This window comes from Pseudonocardia acidicola (genome assembly GCF_012911935.1).
In the GTDB taxonomy this organism is placed as follows: domain Bacteria; phylum Actinomycetota; class Actinomycetes; order Mycobacteriales; family Pseudonocardiaceae; genus Pseudonocardia; species Pseudonocardia acidicola.
Window position 1 is genome coordinate 35,117 of record NZ_JAAXLA010000049.1, and the last position, 15,757, is coordinate 50,873.

The window sequence follows — 15,757 nt, forward strand, 5'->3', positions numbered from 1 at the left end:
CCAGGCACGCAGAGTAGGAGGGAGCCCGGACGAGCGGCAACACGCCCCGCCGTGTGGCGTCGAACTGAACTCTTACGGTAGAGCGTGCTCACCGGCCTGCCGGACCCGGGGACGTCCCGGACCCGGTGACGACCGGTTCAACCCGACGCGCACCCGCCGCCGTCAGCGGTACCCGACGGTGACGCTGCCGGCGCTGCTCCGCGCGGTGATGCCCGGGCCGGCGCCGGGGTCGTCGGGCACCTGCACGTCGACCTTGCCGGCGTTCGTCGTCGCCTGGACGCGGTAGACCGGGCCCTCGCGGGGCACGAACACCCGCACCGCGCCGGCCGACGATTCGGCGTCGACCGATTGCGGGGGCGCCGCGAACTCCAGCTCGACGGCGCCGGCCCGGGACCGCGCGGTCACGGTGGGCGCCCGCAACCCGGACGCCGTCACCGTTCCGGCGGACGAGCCGAGGTCCTGATCGCCGGCCAGGTCGGAGACGGTGATGCCCCCGGCGCCCAACTGCGTGCGCACCGCGGTCGCGGCCGGGACCGTGACGGTCAGGTCGGCCTGGCACCGGTCGCCGCCGTCGCCGTCGCCGTCCGGGCAGCGGGCGGTGATGCGCAGCGCGCCGTCCTGGACGACCTCGGTCAGCTCGGGCTTCGTCCCGGACCACCGCAGCGTGTGCTGCACGACGGCCCCGCGGCCGGCACCGGGGCGCACGACGACGTCGCCGCTGTCGGAGTCGATCTCCAGCCGGGTGATCTGCTCCGGGTGGCTCTGCCGCCCGGTCTCGGTCTGCAGATCACCCGCGACGCCCACCGAGCTGCCCGACCCGGTGCCGACGGTGTTACCGCTGAGCTGCACGCCGGCGCAGCCGGCCAGCAGCACGGCGAGCAGCGCCGCGAGTGGAGCCGCGGCGACGTGCCGGGCACGGGGCGGCTGCGTTGATCTCATCGCGGCCAGACCGTAGCGGGACGATTCGGACGGTCCCGACCGGGTGCCGGCCGCGCGTCAGCCGCGGGCGCGGGGGTGCGCCAGCGCGTACACCTCACGCAGCGCGTCCACCGTGACGTGCGTGTACACCTGCGTGGTGGTCACCGAGGCGTGCCCGAGAAGCTCCTGCACCACCCGGACGTCGGCGCCGCCGGCCAGCAGGTGCGTGGCGAAGCAGTGCCGCAGCGTGTGCGGCGAGATCTCCGCGTCCACCCCGGCCACCTCGGCCGCCCCGCGCAACGCGTGCCAGGCGCTCTGCCGCGACAACCGGGCCCCGCGGGCGTTGAGCAGCAACGCGGCGGTGCCGCGGCCGCGGGCGGCCAGCTCCGGGCGGGCGCGCACCCGGTAGGCCTCCACCGCGGCCAGCGCCGGACGCCCGACCGGCACGATCCGCTCCTTGCCGCCCTTGCCGCGCAGCAGCACGGTGCGCTCGGCGACGTCGAGGTCGTCGAGGTCGATGCCGACCGCCTCGGAGATGCGGGCGCCGGTGGAGTAGAGCAGCTCGAGCAGCGCGCGGTCGCGCAGCGGCGCCGGGCCGTCACCGATGCAGCCGGCGAGCAACTGCTCCACCTGGTCCACCGGTAGCGCCTTGGGCAGCCGCTTGGGCAGCGCGGGCGGTGCGACGGCGCGGGCCACGTCGATGGCGACCAGTCCTTCGCGCAGGGCGAAACGGTGCAACCCGCGCACGGCGGCCAGTGCCCGGGCCGTCGACGAGGCGGCGAGCGGGGTGGGGCCGGTGCGCATTGCCGCGACGAACCCGCTGACATCGGCCTCACCGACCGCGGCCAGCTCCCCCAGGCCACGGTCGTGCAGATGCTCCAGGTAGCGACGCAGGTCGTTCGCGTAGGAACGCAGCGTGTTCGCCGAGCTGCCCCGCTCGACGGTCAGGTGCGCGAGGTACGCCTCGACGACGGCGGCCACCCCGCCCACTGCCACGTCCGCGCCGGTCACGGCGATCATCGTGCCCGACGGGGGTCGCGCGGCCGCGAAGGCGCGCGCGACCCGCCGGGGACCTGCGGTCCTCAGGCGAGCGCGGGGACGACCTCGCGCTCGAACAGCTCGATCCCGGAGCGGTCGTAGGCGGCCTCCGGGAAGTAGAAGATCCCGTAGCCCAGCCCGTCCTCGCGGAGCTTGGTCAGGTTGGTCACGATCTGCTCCGGGGTGCCGCAGGCCGGCATCCCGCGGAACCCGCTCAGCGAGGCCTCGGCCTTCTCCGTTCCGACGATCGGCTCCAGCCGGGCCTTCAGCGCCTGCAGCCGCTCCTCCACCTCGGCCTCGGTGGCCCCGATGGCCACGTTGTAGTTGGCCGAGCGGACGATCGCGTCGAAGTCGGTGCCGACGGCCCGGCAGTGCTCGGCCAGGATCTGCGACTTGCGCCGGAAGCCCTCGGGTGTGCCGTCGAAGTTGGTGTACCGCGCGTACTTCGCCGCGATGCGCAGGGTGACCTTCTCACCGCTGCCGGCGATCCACAGCGGGATCCCGCCGTCCTGCAGCGGTCGCGGCTGCACGATCGCGTCGCTGACCTGGTAGTACTTGCCGTCCAGCGTCGCGTGCCCGGTCTCCCAGGCCTGCTTGAAGATCTGCACGCCCTCGTCGAGCATCCCGAGGCGGTCCCGGGCCGGCGGGAACCCGTAGCCGTAGGCGCGCCACTCCTGCTCGTACCAGCCGGCGCCGATACCCATTTCGACGCGGCCACCGGAGATGAGGTCCGTGGTCGCGGCCACCTTCGCCAGGTAGGCGGGGTTGCGGTAGGCCATGCAGGTGCACATCTGGCCGAGGCGCACCCGATCGGTGGCGGCGGCGAACGCGGCCATCAGCGTCCACGCCTCGTGGGTGGCCTCGTCGGTCGGCGCGGGCACGGTGTGGAAGTGGTCGTAAACCCAGATCGACTCCCACGGCCCGGCTTCGGCGTGCCGGGCGATCCCCAGCATGGTGTCCCAGTGGGCGGACGGCTCGATGCCGACCAGGTCGAGCCGCCAGCCCTGGGGAACGAACAGTCCACATCGCAAACCAGCCATGATCCGAAGCCTAGTCCGGCGGTCCGGAGCGGGCCGGTCCCCCAGGGGAGTGGCGGGCGCTCAGTGGTTGCGGGCCGCGAAGCGGGTGGGTCGGTCCGGCCACTCGGCGTCGAGCGGACGCGGGTCCGCGGCCCCGTCGGCGACGGCGTGCACGGCCAGCACACCGGCCACGGTGGTCGCGTTCACGATCGTCCCGTCGAAGGCCATCCGCACCGCGTCCGGCAGCGACACCCAGCGCCGCTCCAGGTCCGCCTCCTCGTTGTCGGCGGGCGCCGGGCGGCCGACCTCGGTGAGCCCGCGGGCCAGGTAGACCCGCACCGACTCCTCGGAGAACCCGGGCGAAGGCACCAGGTCGAGCAGCACCGACCAGTCGCTCGCGGCGAGGCCGGCCTCCTCGACCAGCTCGCGCTTGGCCGTCTCGACCGGGTCCTCCCCCGCCACGTCCAGCAGCCCGGCCGGCATCTCCCACAACCGCCGCCGGACCGCGTGCCGGTACTGGTGGATCAGCATGATCCGGTCGTCCGCGCCGACCGCGGCGATCGCGACGGCCCCCGGGTGCTCCAGGATCTCCCGGGTGGCGGCGCGGCCGCCGGGCATCTCGACCTCGTCCGCGCGCAGCGCCAGGACCCGTCCGGTGTAGATGTCGCGCGAGTCGACCACCGGGAAGGTGTGGCCCGAGGCCGTCACGACCCCACCGTGCTCACCGCGTCCGCGGCCTCGTCCGCCTTGGCCGGGGTGTCCGCCCCGCTCGCCGACGGTGCCGGCAGCGCCGCCCGGTCCCGGCCCGGCAGCTCGACCGGCAGCCGGTCGGCGGCCCGGTACTTCAGCGCGGCCTGCACGAACGCGGCGAACAGCGGGTGCGGCCGGGTCGGCCGGCTCTTCAGCTCCGGATGCGCCTGGGTGCCGACGAAGAACGGGTGCACGTCGGCAGGCAGCTCGACGAACTCGACGAGCTTCCCGTCCGGCGACGTCCCCCCGAACACCAGCCCGGCCTTGCTCAGCCGGCCGCGGTAGGCGTTGTTCACCTCGTAGCGGTGCCGGTGCCGCTCGGACACCTCCCGGGTGCCGTACGCACCGGCCACCACGGTGCCCTCACCGAGGACCGCGGGGTAGGCACCGAGCCGCATGGTGCCGCCCATGTCCCGCTCCCCCGCGACGACGTCGACCTGCTCGGCCATCGTGGAGATCACCGGGTGCGGCGTCCGCGGGTCGAACTCGGTGGAGCTGGCGTCCTGCAGCCCGGCCAGGTTCCGCGCGGCCTCGATGACCATGCACTGCAGGCCCAGGCACAGCCCGAGCGTCGGGATGCCGTGGGTGCGGGCGTACTGGATCGCGCCGAGCTTGCCCTCGATGCCGCGGATGCCGAACCCGCCCGGGATGAGCACGCCGTCGACGCCCTCCAGAGCCGCGGCGGCGCCGGCCGGGGTCTCGCACTCGTCGGAGGGCACCCAGACGATCTCCACCCGGGTCCGGTGCGCGAACCCGCCCGCGCGCAGTGCCTCGGTCACCGACAGGTACGCGTCGGGCAGGTCGACGTACTTGCCGACCAGGGCGATCCGGGCCGCCTCGTCCGGGTGGTGCACGCGGTCGAGCAGGTCGCCCCACACCGTCCAGTCGACGTCGCGGAACGGCAGGCCGAGCCGGCGCACCACGTAGGCGTCGAGGCCCTCCCGGTGCAGCACCCGCGGAATGTCGTAGATCGACGGCGCGTCCGGTGCCGCGGCCACGCCGTCCAGCTCGACGTCGCACATCAGGCTGATCTTGCGCTTCATGCCGTCGGGGATATCCCGGTCCGCGCGCAGCACCAGCGCGTCGGGCTGGATACCGATGTTGCGCAGCGCCGCGACGGAGTGCTGCGTCGGCTTGGTCTTCAGCTCTCCCGACGGCGCCAGGAACGGCACCAGCGAGACGTGCAGGAAGAAGCAGTTGTCCCGGCCGACGTCGTGGCGGACCTGGCGGACGGCCTCGAGGAACGGCAGCGACTCGATGTCGCCGACGGTCCCGCCGACCTCGGTGATCACCACGTCCGGGATGACCCCGTCGTCGTCGGGCTCCGCCATCGCGAGGATGCGGTCCTTGATCTCGTTGGTGATGTGCGGGATGACCTGCACGGTGTCGCCGAGGTACTCGCCGCGGCGCTCCTTGGCGATCACCGACGAGTACACCTGGCCGGTGGTGACGTTGGCCCGGCCGTGCAGGTTGCGGTCGAGGAAGCGCTCGTAGTGACCGATGTCGAGGTCCGTCTCGGCCCCGTCCTCGGTCACGAAGACCTCGCCGTGCTGGAAGGGGTTCATCGTCCCGGGGTCGACGTTCAGGTACGGGTCCAGCTTCTGCATGATCACCCGGAGGCCCCGGGAGGTCAGCAACTGGCCCAGGCTGGACGCCGTGAGGCCTTTACCCAGCGAGGACGCTACCCCGCCGGTGACGAACAGATGACGGGTCGCGCGTGGCTGCACGGGTCTCCAGGGTACCCGCCGATCAACCGCCGGCGCGGCTGACCCCCCCGTGTGCCGGCCGTCCCCCTGGGGCGATTGTGGCTCGTGCTGCGCACGGTGCGGCGAAAGCCGCACCGCCCGGCGGCCGAGCGGCCTCACGCCGCCGGGGCCGCCCCGCTGTCCGCGCTCGTCGCCGAGCCGTACCGCCCGGCGCGGCCGTCCAGTTCCTCGCGCAGCGCGAGCACGGTGGCCACCCGCCCGGAGCCGGTGTCGACGTCGTCCACGGTCGACAGGCCGGCCGTCGCACCCCGGTCGGCGCGCGCGACCCCGACCGCACCGGTGGCGTCGGCCGACCCGGTGCGCCCGGCGAGCACCGCACCCGCCCCGGACCGGTCCAGCTGGGTGGCCATCCGCGCGGTCACCGCGGCGGCGTCGCCCGCGTCGACCCCGGTCAGCGCGCCGCCGGTCAGCACGACGACGAGATTCGCGGGCCGCGGCGCGTCGCCGGGGGTGACGAACCCGGCGCCGGTGAGCCCGGACAGCACCGCCTGCGCCTGGTCCGGGCTGGTCTGCGGCTGCCCCCCACGGTTCAGCAGCACCGCGCCGAGCAAGCCGCCGACGAGGCTGCCGGTGTCGGAGGCGGCGGGCAGCTGTGCCCCGCTGGGCAGCAGTTGCGAGGTCAACTCGCGGAGCTGGTCGGCCCGGGCCGGGTCGGCGACGGCGTCGGTGAGGGCGAGCTGTCCGGTCACCGTGGCCCCGGCCTTCCCGAGGAGCCCGACGACGGCGTCCCGGTCGGCCTGGTCGGCGTCGACGGTGACGAGCGTGACGGTCTGGCCGGGCAGCAGCCCACGCACCGCGGCGGGGCCGACACGAGCGGCGAACTCGTCGGCCGCGCGCTGGGCGGCGGCCAGGTTGTCGCGCTCCGTGGTCAGTTTGTCGACCTGGGTGCTGAGGCTGTCACGCTGCGCGGACACCGCGGAGAGCAACCGGTCGGACAGCCCGCTGGCCCCGAGGAACACCCCGATCGCGAGCGCCAGGAACACCGCGGTGATCGACACCGCGTGGTAACGCAGAGAGATCACGCGGACCGGCCCCTGATCTGATCGACGATTCCGTGCCAGCCCTGGGACAACCACGCCAGCACCGCGTCCCCGGCGTCGGAGACGAGCAGCGCGGCCACCACCGCGACGAGCGCGGCGCCGATCATCAGCGCGATCGCGCCGAACGAGATGCGGCTGCGGTACAGCGCCGCGATCACCCGGCCGTCGACCAGGGTGCCGCCCAGCTGCAGCCGGGTCAGGAACGTCGAGGCGTTGCTGCCGGAGCGACCACGGTCGAGGAACTCGGCCATGCTCGCCGTGAGCCCGACCGTGACGATCAACGCGGCGCCGCGGTGCTGGGCCAGCAGCAGCGCGAGGTCCTCCGGGTTGGCCGAGCTGGGGAACGTCACCGCGCCGGCCCCGAGGTCCTGCACCCGGTGCAGTCCGGGCGCGTGCCCGTCGGCGAACGCGGGCACGACGACGTCCGCACCGCTGGTCAGCGCTTCGGTGGAGACCTCGGCCGGGTCGCCGACGATCAGGTGGGGCTTGTGCCCGGCCGCCATCAGCGCGTCCGCGCCGGCGCCGACACCGATCAGCACCGGCTGATACTCCTTGATGTAGCTCTTGAGCCGGGCCAACTCGGCGGCGTGGTCGAACCCGGCCCCGGCGACGAGGACCTGCCGGTTGGCCAGGTCGAGGTCGACCTCGGGGACCCCGACGCCGTCCAGCAGCAGCGCCCGCTCGCGGCGCATGAACTCGATGGTGTTCGCGGCGAAGGCCTCGAGCTGGTGGGTCAGCCCGGACTTGGCCTCCACCAGCGCGTCGGCCACCGAGTCGGCCGTCTGCACCACGCCCCCGCCGACCACCGTCTCGCCGGCGTACAGGACGCCCTCGTGCAGCCGGACCCGGCTGCCGTCCTTGACTGCGTGCACGACCTCGGGCCCGGCGTCGTCCACCAGCGTGATGCCGGCGTCGACCAGGGCCTCCGGGCCGAGGTTCGGGAACCGCCCGGAGATCGACGGCGACGCGTTGACCACGGCCGCGACCTGCGCCGCGATGAGCGCGTCGGCCGTGGCCCGGTCCAGGTCGATCTGGTCGAGCACCACGATGTCGCCGGGGCGCAGCCGGCGTAGGAGTGCGTCGGTGCGGCGGTCGACCCGGGCCACCCCGGTGAGCCCGGGTAGCTCCGGTCGCGAACGGTGAAGCAGGCCGGAGAGCTTCATGCACGCACTGTGACACCTGGGACGCATGTTGCGAGGAAGGCACGCCGGACAGTGATCACACAGTCACCGAGGTCGGCTACCCGTCGACGGGCGCACACACCCCCGGGTTCTCACGAACGGGGGGTGAGCAAGGGGCGCCCGAACGGGTGGAGTCGCGGCTACGCCTTCGCGGAAGCTTTCCGCGGTCGGCGCCGGGATGTGGCCGCGGCACCGGTCCCCGCGCCTGCACGGTCGGCCTCCCGGTGCGCCCGCGCGGACGCGAGCAGCTCCTCGGCATGCGCCCGCCCGGTGTCGGTGTCGTCGAGCCCGGCCAGCATCCGGGCCAGCTCGACGATCCGGTCGCTCTCCGCGAGGGTCCGGACCCGGCTGCGGGTGACGCCGCCCTCGCCTGCCTTGTGCACCACCAGGTGCCGGTCGGCGTACGCCGCGACCTGCGGCAGGTGGGTCACGACGATGACCTGGTGACGCGCGGCGAGCCGGGCCAGCCTGCGCCCGATCTCGACCGCTGCCCGGCCGCCGACCCCGGCGTCGACCTCGTCGAACACCATCGTCGGGACCGGGTCGGCGCCGGCCAGCGCGACCTCCAGAGCCAGCATCACCCGGGACAGCTCACCGCCGGAGGCGCCCTTGTGCAGCGGCTGCGGGCTCGATCCGGCGTGCGGGACGAGCCGCAGCTCCACCTCGTCCACCCCGTCGGCGCCCGCGACGAGCGCGACGCCGTCGACGAGCACCGCGTCGGCGGCGTCCGGACCGGTGGCCGCCCGCGGTGAGACCCCGACCTGCAGCGTCGCGTCGCGCATGGCCAGGCCGGAGAGCTCGGCGGTGGTCTCGGCGGCCAGCCGGGTCGCGGCCTCGGCGCGGGCGGCGGTCACCGCAGCGGCATGCCCGGCCAGCTCGCCGGCGAGCTCGTTCCGCCGGGCCGCCAGCGCCGCGAGCGCCTCGTCGGAGGTGTCGAGGTGCTCGAGCCGTTCCCGGGCCTGCTCGGCCCACGCCAGCACCCCGTCGGTGTCGGCGGCGTACTTGCGGGTCAGCGCCTTCAGCTCGGCCTGCCGGGACAGCACGACGGCGAGCCGCTCCGGGTCGGCGTCGAGCCGGTCGAGGTAGCCGGACAGCTCGCCGGCGACGTCGTCGAGCACAGCCAGCGCCTCGCCCAGCCGCGGATCGAGCGCGGCGAGCTCGGGGTCGCCTGCGGCGGCGAGCCGGTGCCGCGCCTCCCCGATCAGCCCCAGTGCGCCCAGGCCCCCGGCGTCGGTCATCGAGGCGGCGTCGTCGGCCCCGGCCAGTGCTGCCCGCGCCGCGCTCGCGGCCTCGCGCAGGTCGTCCGCGGCGGCGAGCCGGCGGGCCTGTTCGACGAGCTCGCGGTCCTCGCCCGGCTGCGGGTCGACCGCCTCGATCTCGGTGAGCCCGTGGCGCAGCATGTCGGCCTCCTGGGCCAGCCGCCGGGCCCCGTCACGGCGCTCGACCAGCTCGGCGGACACCCGCTGCCATTCGGCCCGGACCTCGCGGTACGCCGCGAGCGGCTTCCCGACCGCGTCGCCGGCGTAGCGGTCCAGCAACGCCCGCTGGTCGGCGGGCCGCAGCAGCCGCAGCTGGTCGTTCTGCCCGTGCACGGCCAGGCTGGCCTCGGACAGCCGGCCCAGCACTCCGACCGGCACCGACCGCCCGCCCAGGTGCGCGCGGGACCGCCCGTCGGCGGACACCGTGCGCACCGCGATCAGCGTGCCGTCGTCGTCGGGCTCGGCGCCGACCTCCTCGGCCAGCACGAGCGCCTGCTCCCCCGCGGTGAACCGGCCCTCGACGACCGCGCGGCGGGCGCCCTCGGCGACCCGCGACGCCTCGGCCCGGCCGCCCCCGAGCAGGGACAGCCCGGTGACCACCATCGTCTTGCCCGCGCCGGTCTCCCCGGTGAGGACGGTCAGGCCCGGGTCGAGCTCGAGGGTCGCGTCATCGATCACGCCGAGGCCCTGGATCCGCATCTCGGCCAGCATGGGGCGCAGCGTACGGCGCCGCCCCGACGTTCCGGTTCCCGACATCGCCGGATCAGGTCCGCGGGTCCCGGTCGGCGCCGTGGTCGATGTCCTCCCAGTCCGCGGCGTCCTCGGGATGGCTCGGGGCACCGCGCCAGCCGCGCACCGGCAGGTCGAACTTGCGCACCAGCCGGTCGGCGAACGGATGAGCGTGCAGCCGCACCATGCGCACCGGCAGGTGGCCCCGGAACAGCTCCACCCGCGCACCGGGCGGCAGCACGATGGTGCGCCGGCCGTCGGCGTCGAGCACCGCAGGCGGCCCGGTCGGGTCCACCTCGATCGCCACCTCGCTGTCGGGGGAGATCATCATCGGCCGCGCGAACAACGCGTGCGCGTTGCTCGGCACGACCAGCAGCGCCTCCACCTCCGGCCACACCACCGGGCCGCCCGCGGAGAACGCGTACGCGGTCGAGCCGGTCGGGGTGGAACAGATGACGCCGTCGCACCCGAAGCTCGACACCGGCCGCCCGTCGATCTCGAGCACCACCTCGAGGATCCGCTCGCGGGTGCTCTTCTCGACCACCACCTCGTTGAGCGCCCAGGTACGTCCGAGGACGTGCCCGTTGGAGCGGACGACGGCGTCGATCGTCATGCGTTCCTCGACGGCGTAGTTGCGCGCGACGATCGCGTCCAGGGCCTCGTCGAGCGACTCCTGCTCGGCCTCGGCGAGGAAGCCGACCCGGCCGAGGTTCACCCCCAGCAGCGGCACCCGGCAGGGCCGGGCCAGCGCGGCGGCCCGCAGGAACGTGCCGTCGCCACCGAGGACGAGCACCACCTCGACGCCCTTCGCCGATCCCGGGCGGTCCTCCACGGGCACCGGCTCGAGCCCGGCCGGCAGGTCGGTGCCGACCTCGGCCAGCTCCGAGGCGAGCATCCGCAGCCGGATCCCCTCCGCGGCCAGGCGCTTGGCGACCGCGGCCGCCGTCCGCCGGTTGGTCTCACGGCCGGCGTGCAGCACGAGCAACGCCTCCCTCACCGCGCCGCCCTCACTGAGGACCCTCCGCGACGGCCTGGGCCAGCACCGCGTCCCCGACGTCCGGGCCTCCGGAGTCGCCGCGGACGAGCAGCAGGAAGTACTCGACGTTGCCCGACGGCCCGGGCAGTGGGCTGGCCACCGCCCCGCGCACGGTCAGGCCCAGCTCGCGCGCGGCCGCCGCGACCCCGGTCAGCGCGGACAGCCGCAGCTGCGGGTCGCGCACGACCCCGCCGGCGCCGAGCCGTTCCCGGCCGACCTCGAACTGCGGTTTCACCATCGGCAGCAGGATGCCGCCGGAGGCCGTGCACGCGGCCAGCGCCGGCAGCACGGTGCGCAGCGAGATGAACGACAGGTCCGCGACGGTGACCGCGGCGAGACCCTCGATGGCCTCGGGGGTCAGTGAGCGGACGTTGGTGCGATCGTGCACCCGGACCCGCTCGTCGCTGCGCAGCCGCCAGATCAGCTGGCCGTACCCGACGTCGACGGCGACGACCTCCGCCGCACCGCGGCTGAGCAGCACGTCGGTGAAGCCGCCGGTGGAGGCGCCGGCGTCGAGGCAGCGCGCCCCCTGCACGCCGACGTCGAACGCGTCGAGGGCCCCGATCAGCTTCTTCGCGCCGCGGGACGCCCATTCCGGCTCGTCGGTCTGCTTGACGACGACCGGGGTGTCCCGGTCGATCTGCGTCGCCGGCTTGCCCGCGGGCACGCCGCGCACCAGGACCCGGCCCTGCTCGATCAGCTCGGCCGCCTGCTGGCGGGACCGGGCCAGACCCCGGCGGACCAGCTCGGCGTCGAGGCGGGCCCGGGTGACCACCGCCCTCACGCCCGGCCGGTGGCCTGATCGGTGGGAGCACCGGCGGCGAGTGCCTCGCCCAGCGCGGCGTGCACGCGCTCGAAGGCCGGCACGTGCTCGGCCGCGGGGCGGCCCTCGAGCGCGTCGAGCCCGGCCATCGCGGCCCCGACGGCGGCCTGCACGGCCTCCAGCGGACGGGCGGCGGCCGGCCGGGGGTCGCCAGGACGCGGTGCGTCGTGCGGTGGCCGCGGTCGGTGCTGCGGCGGGACGGTCATCAGTGGGCTCCCAGTCGGATGTCAGGCACTCGCCACGGTAGTCGAGCCACCGGTGCCGGCGTCCGCTCCGGTCGGCAGGCCCAGCTCGTTGACCGCCCGCTCGGCGGCCGGGCCGTCGGGCTGGACCCGCACCTCGCCGCCCTTGCCGGCCCAGTGCACGGCCGCCAACGCCCGCAGCGCGTCGAGTGCAGGCTCGGGCGAGCCCGCGCCGTCGCCGGACAGGACCAGCGTGCCGTCGTCGCCGGGCTGGGCCTGCCAGCCGGGCCGGGCCGCGGGCGCGAGCTCGGCGGCGGGCCGGGTGAGCGCGGCCAGGTCGGCGGCCAGATACGTCGGGCGCAGCGCGGGCGGCGCGGCGAGCACCTCGGCCGGGCCGGAGACCCCGGTGAAGACCAGCAGCGTGGGCAGGTCGACGGCGTTGCCGCCCTCGATGTCGGTGTCCAGCCGGTCACCGACGACCAGCCCGCTGCGGGCGCCGCTGCGCCGCAGCGCATCCCGCAGCAGCCGCGGCGCCGGCTTGCCGGCAACCTGCGGTTCCCGGCCCGACGCCGTGCGCACCACGGCGACCATCGAGCCGTTGCCGGGCAGCGGGCCGCGCTCGGTGGGCAGCGTGGGGTCGATGTTGCAGGCCACCCAGACCGCGCCCGCGCGCACCGCGACCGTCGCGTCGGCGAGCGCGCGCCACCCGGTGTCCGGCGAGTGCCCCTGGACGACAGCGACGGCCCCGTCAGGGTCCGTAGTGACGGTCAGACCGACGCCGATGACCTCTTCGGCGAGCGCTTCGGTGCCCACGACCAGCACCGGCGAGCCGACCGGCAACTGCTCGGCGAGCATCGCCGCCGCGGCCTGCGAGCTGGTCATCACGTCCTGCTCGGTGGCCGGGAAGCCCAACTCCGCCAGGTGCCCGGCCACGTCGACCGGGCGTCGCGACGCGTTGTTGGTGACGTAGACGGTGCGGGTGCCGCGCCGGGCGGCGCCGGTCACCGCGTCCACCGCCCCCGGCACCGCGCCCCGGCCGCGGTACAAGGTGCCGTCCAGGTCGGCCAGCAGGACATCGTGGGCATCGAGCAGATCGCTCACGAGTCGCTGCCGTCCTTCGCGGAAGGGGCGTCCCCGCCCGGCCGGGATGCGGTGCTGTCCGGCGCCGGGGTGTCGGCGGGCTCGGCCTCAGCGGCGTTCCCGGAGGTCTGCGCACCGCCTGCGCCGGGGTCGGCGCCGGCGGCGGCACGGCCTTCGGAGTCTTCCTCGTCCTCCTCGGCGTCCGTGTCACTCTGCGCGTCGGCGTTCTCCGCCTCGGCGCCGACGGCGAGGGTGTCCGTCTCGGCCCCGGCGTCCGAGTCCGCGGTCGCGTCGGCGTTCTCGGCCCCGGCCCCGTCCTCGAGGGCGTCCGCCCCGGCATCCGAGTCGTCGGTCACGTCGGCGTCTTCGACGTCGGCGTCGGCCCCCTCCTCGGCGGCCGAGTCGCCGGTCGCGCCGGCCTCGGCAGCGTCGGCGTCCTCCTCGACGTCGGCTGCGGCATTGGTCGCCTCGTCAGCCGGTGCGGCAGGCTCGTCCGGCACCTCGTCCTCGCCGAAGATCACGTCCTCCTCCGGGAGCGGCTCGCCGGTCAGCTCGGCGATCCGCACGGCGGCGTCGGTCTCGGCGTCGGCATCGGCGTCGGCCGCGTGCACGAACCACTGCAGCGCATCGGACTCGCGCCCGGCGGCCAGCAGGTTGTCGGCGTAGGCGTAGAACAGCCGCGCGCTCCACGGATCGCGACGGCGCGGGTCCAGCGCCGAGATCTGCAGCCCGACGACCGCTGCGTCGAGCTCACCGAGATCCCGGCGCGCACCGGCGGACACGATCGCGAGCTCGATCTGCTCGGCCGGTCCGAGCTCCGCGACCTCGGGGCCACGGGCGAGCTCGAGGGCCCGCTCGGGGCGGCCGAGTGCCCGCTCGATGTCGGCCATCACGGCGATGTGGCCGGGTCCACCACCCATCCGCCGGGCGGCGCGCAGCTCACCGAGGGCCTCGGACCACTCGCCCGCGTGGTACGCGGCGATACCGGCGGCCTCCCGGACCACAGCGATCCGCGACGCGCGACGGCGGGCGTACCGGGCGTGCTGCAGCGCGAGTTCCGGGTCCTCGTCGAGGAGCATGCCCGCCGCGACGAGGTGCCGGGCGACACTGTCCGCGGTGTCCTTCTGCAGGCCTCGCAGGTCGCGGCGGACCTCGGCGTCGAGGCCGGCGGCGGCGATGTCGTCGGTCAGCGGCGGCTCGGGCACGAAGGTGCTCTCCGCCCGCTCCGGGACCCGCCGCGGACGGCTCTCCTCGCGGTTCCACCGCTGCTGGCCGGAACCACCGGCGGACGTCCCGCGCTCGGGACGCGCACCGGCCCGGTCCTGACCACGACGGTCGCCCCCGGAACGCTGCTCGCGACGCGGTCCTGCGCGGTCATCGCGGAAGCCGGAGCGGTCTGCGCCACGGTCATCGCGGGAACCCGCGCGGTCTGCGCCCCGGTCGTCACGGAAGCCGGAACGGTTCCCGCCACGGTCGTCACGGCGGAATGCAGCGCGGTCTCCGCCGCGGTCGTCGCGGCGGTCTCCGCCGCGGTCGTCGCGGCGGTCTCCGCCGCGGTCGTCGCGGCGGTCTCCGCTGCGGTCGTCGCGGCGGTCTCCGCTGCGGAACGCGGCGCGGTCTGCGCCGCGGTCGTCACGCCGGGAGGACGGCCGATCTCCGCTCTGCTCATCCCTGCGGGGGGAACGCTCACCGCCGCGCTCGTCGCGCTGGTACGCCGGCTTGCTCCCGCCACGGTCGTCGCGACGGAACGCGCGCTGACCCCCACGGTCGTCGCGGTTGTCACGTCGCTGGGCGGAGTCCCGATCGCTCCGCGCGCCGCGCTCGTCGGATCCTCCTCGGCCCTCCGCACGCCGCCGCGGCGCGGCGCCGTACGGCCGCGGGCCCGAACCGCCCTCACCCCGCGGTCGGTCGTCGGAACGGAAGCCCCGATCCGGCCGGCCGGAGTCGCCACCGCGGGCCTGGTCCCGTCCCTGCTCCCGGTCGCGTCGCGGGCGGGCGTCGTCGGAACGACGGTCACCGCCGCGGCGGTCATCGCCGCGCCATCCGCTACCGCGCCGCTCGTCCGCGCCGTGCCGGCCACCGCCGCGGCGGCCGTCGTCCTGGGACCGGTTGCCCCACCCGCCGCGCGCGCCGGCGTCGCCACGGTCACGATCACCACGGGCGTCGCCCCGCTGCGAGCCGCCGCCGGACCACCGGCCGCGGTCCTGCCCGCCGGACTCGTCGCTGCGTCGGTAGGACCGCCGGTCGTCATCACGGCGGTCGTCGCCCCGACGGCCGGCGGAGGCGTCATCACCGCGCGCGGACCCGTCGCGCCACTGGCCCTCCTGGCGCCGGCCACCACGTGCCTGGTCGCCCTGCCAGCGACCGCGAGCCCCGGCGCCACCGCTGCGCCCGGAGCCACCGGTGTCGGTTCCGCGCCGGAACCCTCCCTCGCCGCGGTGCCGATCGGGGCGCGAGTCGCCGCGATCCGCGCGCTCCTCGCCGCGACCACTCCAGCCACTACCGACCCGGGCGCCAGACGACCGGTCTCGTCCCGGTGTCCCGCCCCGCCGGTCGAAACCGCCCGAACGTCCGCTGTCGCCACGTCGCTCACCCCGAGCGGGCAAGCCGCGTCGGTCGTTCTGCCGTCCGCCCTCGTCCCGGCGGTCTGACCGCCGGCTGTCGGAGCGGGGGGACCGGTCGTTGCGATCCCGGGAACCGTCGCGCTCGTCGCGTCGCGGACGGTTATCGCCGGAACCATCCGCGATACTCATATCTCTAGAATACAAAAGTGGGCCCCTGCCTGCGGCAGGGGCCCACTGATGATTTGTCGGGTTTGATGTCGGCGGCGACCTACTCTCCCACACCCTGGCGAGTGCAGTACCATCGGCGCTGGAGGGCTTAGCTTCCGGGTTCGGGATGGGACCGGGCGTTTCCCCTCCGCCATGACCACCGAC

The 15,757-nt window shown here is 75.3% G+C and carries 14 protein-coding genes and 1 rRNA gene; 1 reads left to right on the forward strand and 14 read right to left on the reverse strand.

Going from position 1 to position 15,757, the window contains the following annotated elements; all coding sequences use genetic code 11:
- Positions 1 to 162: 162 nt before the first annotated feature.
- The 13 genes from HF526_RS22945 to HF526_RS35630 form a co-directional block, all read right to left on the reverse strand.
- Positions 163 to 939 carry a DUF4097 family beta strand repeat-containing protein gene (locus HF526_RS22945; RefSeq protein ID WP_169383619.1) on the reverse strand — a complete coding sequence of 259 codons (777 nt, stop codon included), beginning with the start codon at positions 937 to 939 and terminating at the stop codon, positions 163 to 165.
- A 57-nt stretch (positions 940 to 996) separates the two neighbouring features.
- Entirely contained in the window at positions 997 to 1,938 is a 942-nt protein-coding gene (gene xerD / locus HF526_RS22950; RefSeq protein WP_169383620.1) for a site-specific tyrosine recombinase XerD, read from the reverse strand.
- Positions 1,939 to 2,000: 62 nt separating this feature from the next.
- Entirely contained in the window at positions 2,001 to 2,987 is a 987-nt protein-coding gene (locus tag HF526_RS22955) for an LLM class F420-dependent oxidoreductase (protein ID WP_169383635.1), read from the reverse strand.
- 69 nt (positions 2,988 to 3,056) lie between these two features.
- Positions 3,057 to 3,683, reverse strand: a complete 627-nt coding sequence (locus tag HF526_RS22960) for an NUDIX domain-containing protein (RefSeq protein WP_338051676.1) — start codon at positions 3,681 to 3,683, stop codon at positions 3,057 to 3,059.
- Positions 3,680 to 5,452 (reverse strand): CTP synthase, encoded by a 1,773-nt coding sequence (locus HF526_RS22965; RefSeq protein WP_169383621.1) that lies wholly within the window; start codon positions 5,450 to 5,452, stop codon positions 3,680 to 3,682. Before HF526_RS22965 ends, HF526_RS22960 begins: the two co-directional genes overlap by 4 nt.
- Positions 5,453 to 5,586: 134 nt before the next feature.
- Positions 5,587 to 6,513, reverse strand: a complete 927-nt coding sequence (locus HF526_RS22970; RefSeq protein ID WP_169383622.1) for a copper transporter — start codon at positions 6,511 to 6,513, stop codon at positions 5,587 to 5,589.
- Entirely contained in the window at positions 6,510 to 7,694 is a 1,185-nt protein-coding gene (steA, locus tag HF526_RS22975; RefSeq protein ID WP_169383623.1) for a putative cytokinetic ring protein SteA, read from the reverse strand. The genes HF526_RS22970 and steA overlap by 4 nt, the downstream gene beginning before the upstream one ends.
- A 158-nt stretch (positions 7,695 to 7,852) precedes the next feature.
- Positions 7,853 to 9,682, reverse strand: coding sequence for a DNA repair protein RecN (gene recN, locus HF526_RS22980; protein ID WP_169383624.1), 1,830 nt, complete (start codon positions 9,680 to 9,682; stop codon positions 7,853 to 7,855).
- Positions 9,683 to 9,734: 52 nt separating this feature from the next.
- Positions 9,735 to 10,697, reverse strand: a complete 963-nt coding sequence (locus HF526_RS22985; RefSeq protein WP_169383625.1) for an NAD kinase — start codon at positions 10,695 to 10,697, stop codon at positions 9,735 to 9,737.
- 10 nt (positions 10,698 to 10,707) lie between these two features.
- Entirely contained in the window at positions 10,708 to 11,511 is an 804-nt protein-coding gene (locus HF526_RS22990; RefSeq protein WP_169383637.1) for a TlyA family rRNA (cytidine-2'-O)-methyltransferase, read from the reverse strand.
- A gap of 5 nt (positions 11,512 to 11,516) precedes the next feature.
- Entirely contained in the window at positions 11,517 to 11,765 is a 249-nt protein-coding gene (locus tag HF526_RS22995) for a hypothetical protein (protein ID WP_169383626.1), read from the reverse strand.
- Between the two features lie 21 nt (positions 11,766 to 11,786).
- Positions 11,787 to 12,842 (reverse strand): HAD-IIA family hydrolase, encoded by a 1,056-nt coding sequence (locus tag HF526_RS23000; protein WP_169383627.1) that lies wholly within the window; start codon positions 12,840 to 12,842, stop codon positions 11,787 to 11,789.
- Positions 12,839 to 13,900, reverse strand: coding sequence for a tetratricopeptide repeat protein (locus HF526_RS35630; RefSeq protein ID WP_239029029.1), 1,062 nt, complete (start codon positions 13,898 to 13,900; stop codon positions 12,839 to 12,841). Before HF526_RS35630 ends, HF526_RS23000 begins: the two co-directional genes overlap by 4 nt.
- Here HF526_RS35630 and HF526_RS23010 point away from each other — a divergent pair.
- Positions 13,862 to 15,472 carry a hypothetical protein gene (locus tag HF526_RS23010; RefSeq protein WP_239029030.1) on the forward strand — a complete coding sequence of 537 codons (1,611 nt, stop codon included), beginning with the start codon at positions 13,862 to 13,864 and terminating at the stop codon, positions 15,470 to 15,472. The two genes, HF526_RS35630 and HF526_RS23010, sit on opposite strands and share 39 nt — an antisense overlap.
- A 168-nt stretch (positions 15,473 to 15,640) precedes the next feature.
- Here HF526_RS23010 and rrf read toward each other — a convergent pair.
- A 5S ribosomal RNA gene (gene rrf, locus HF526_RS23015) occupies positions 15,641 to 15,757 on the reverse strand.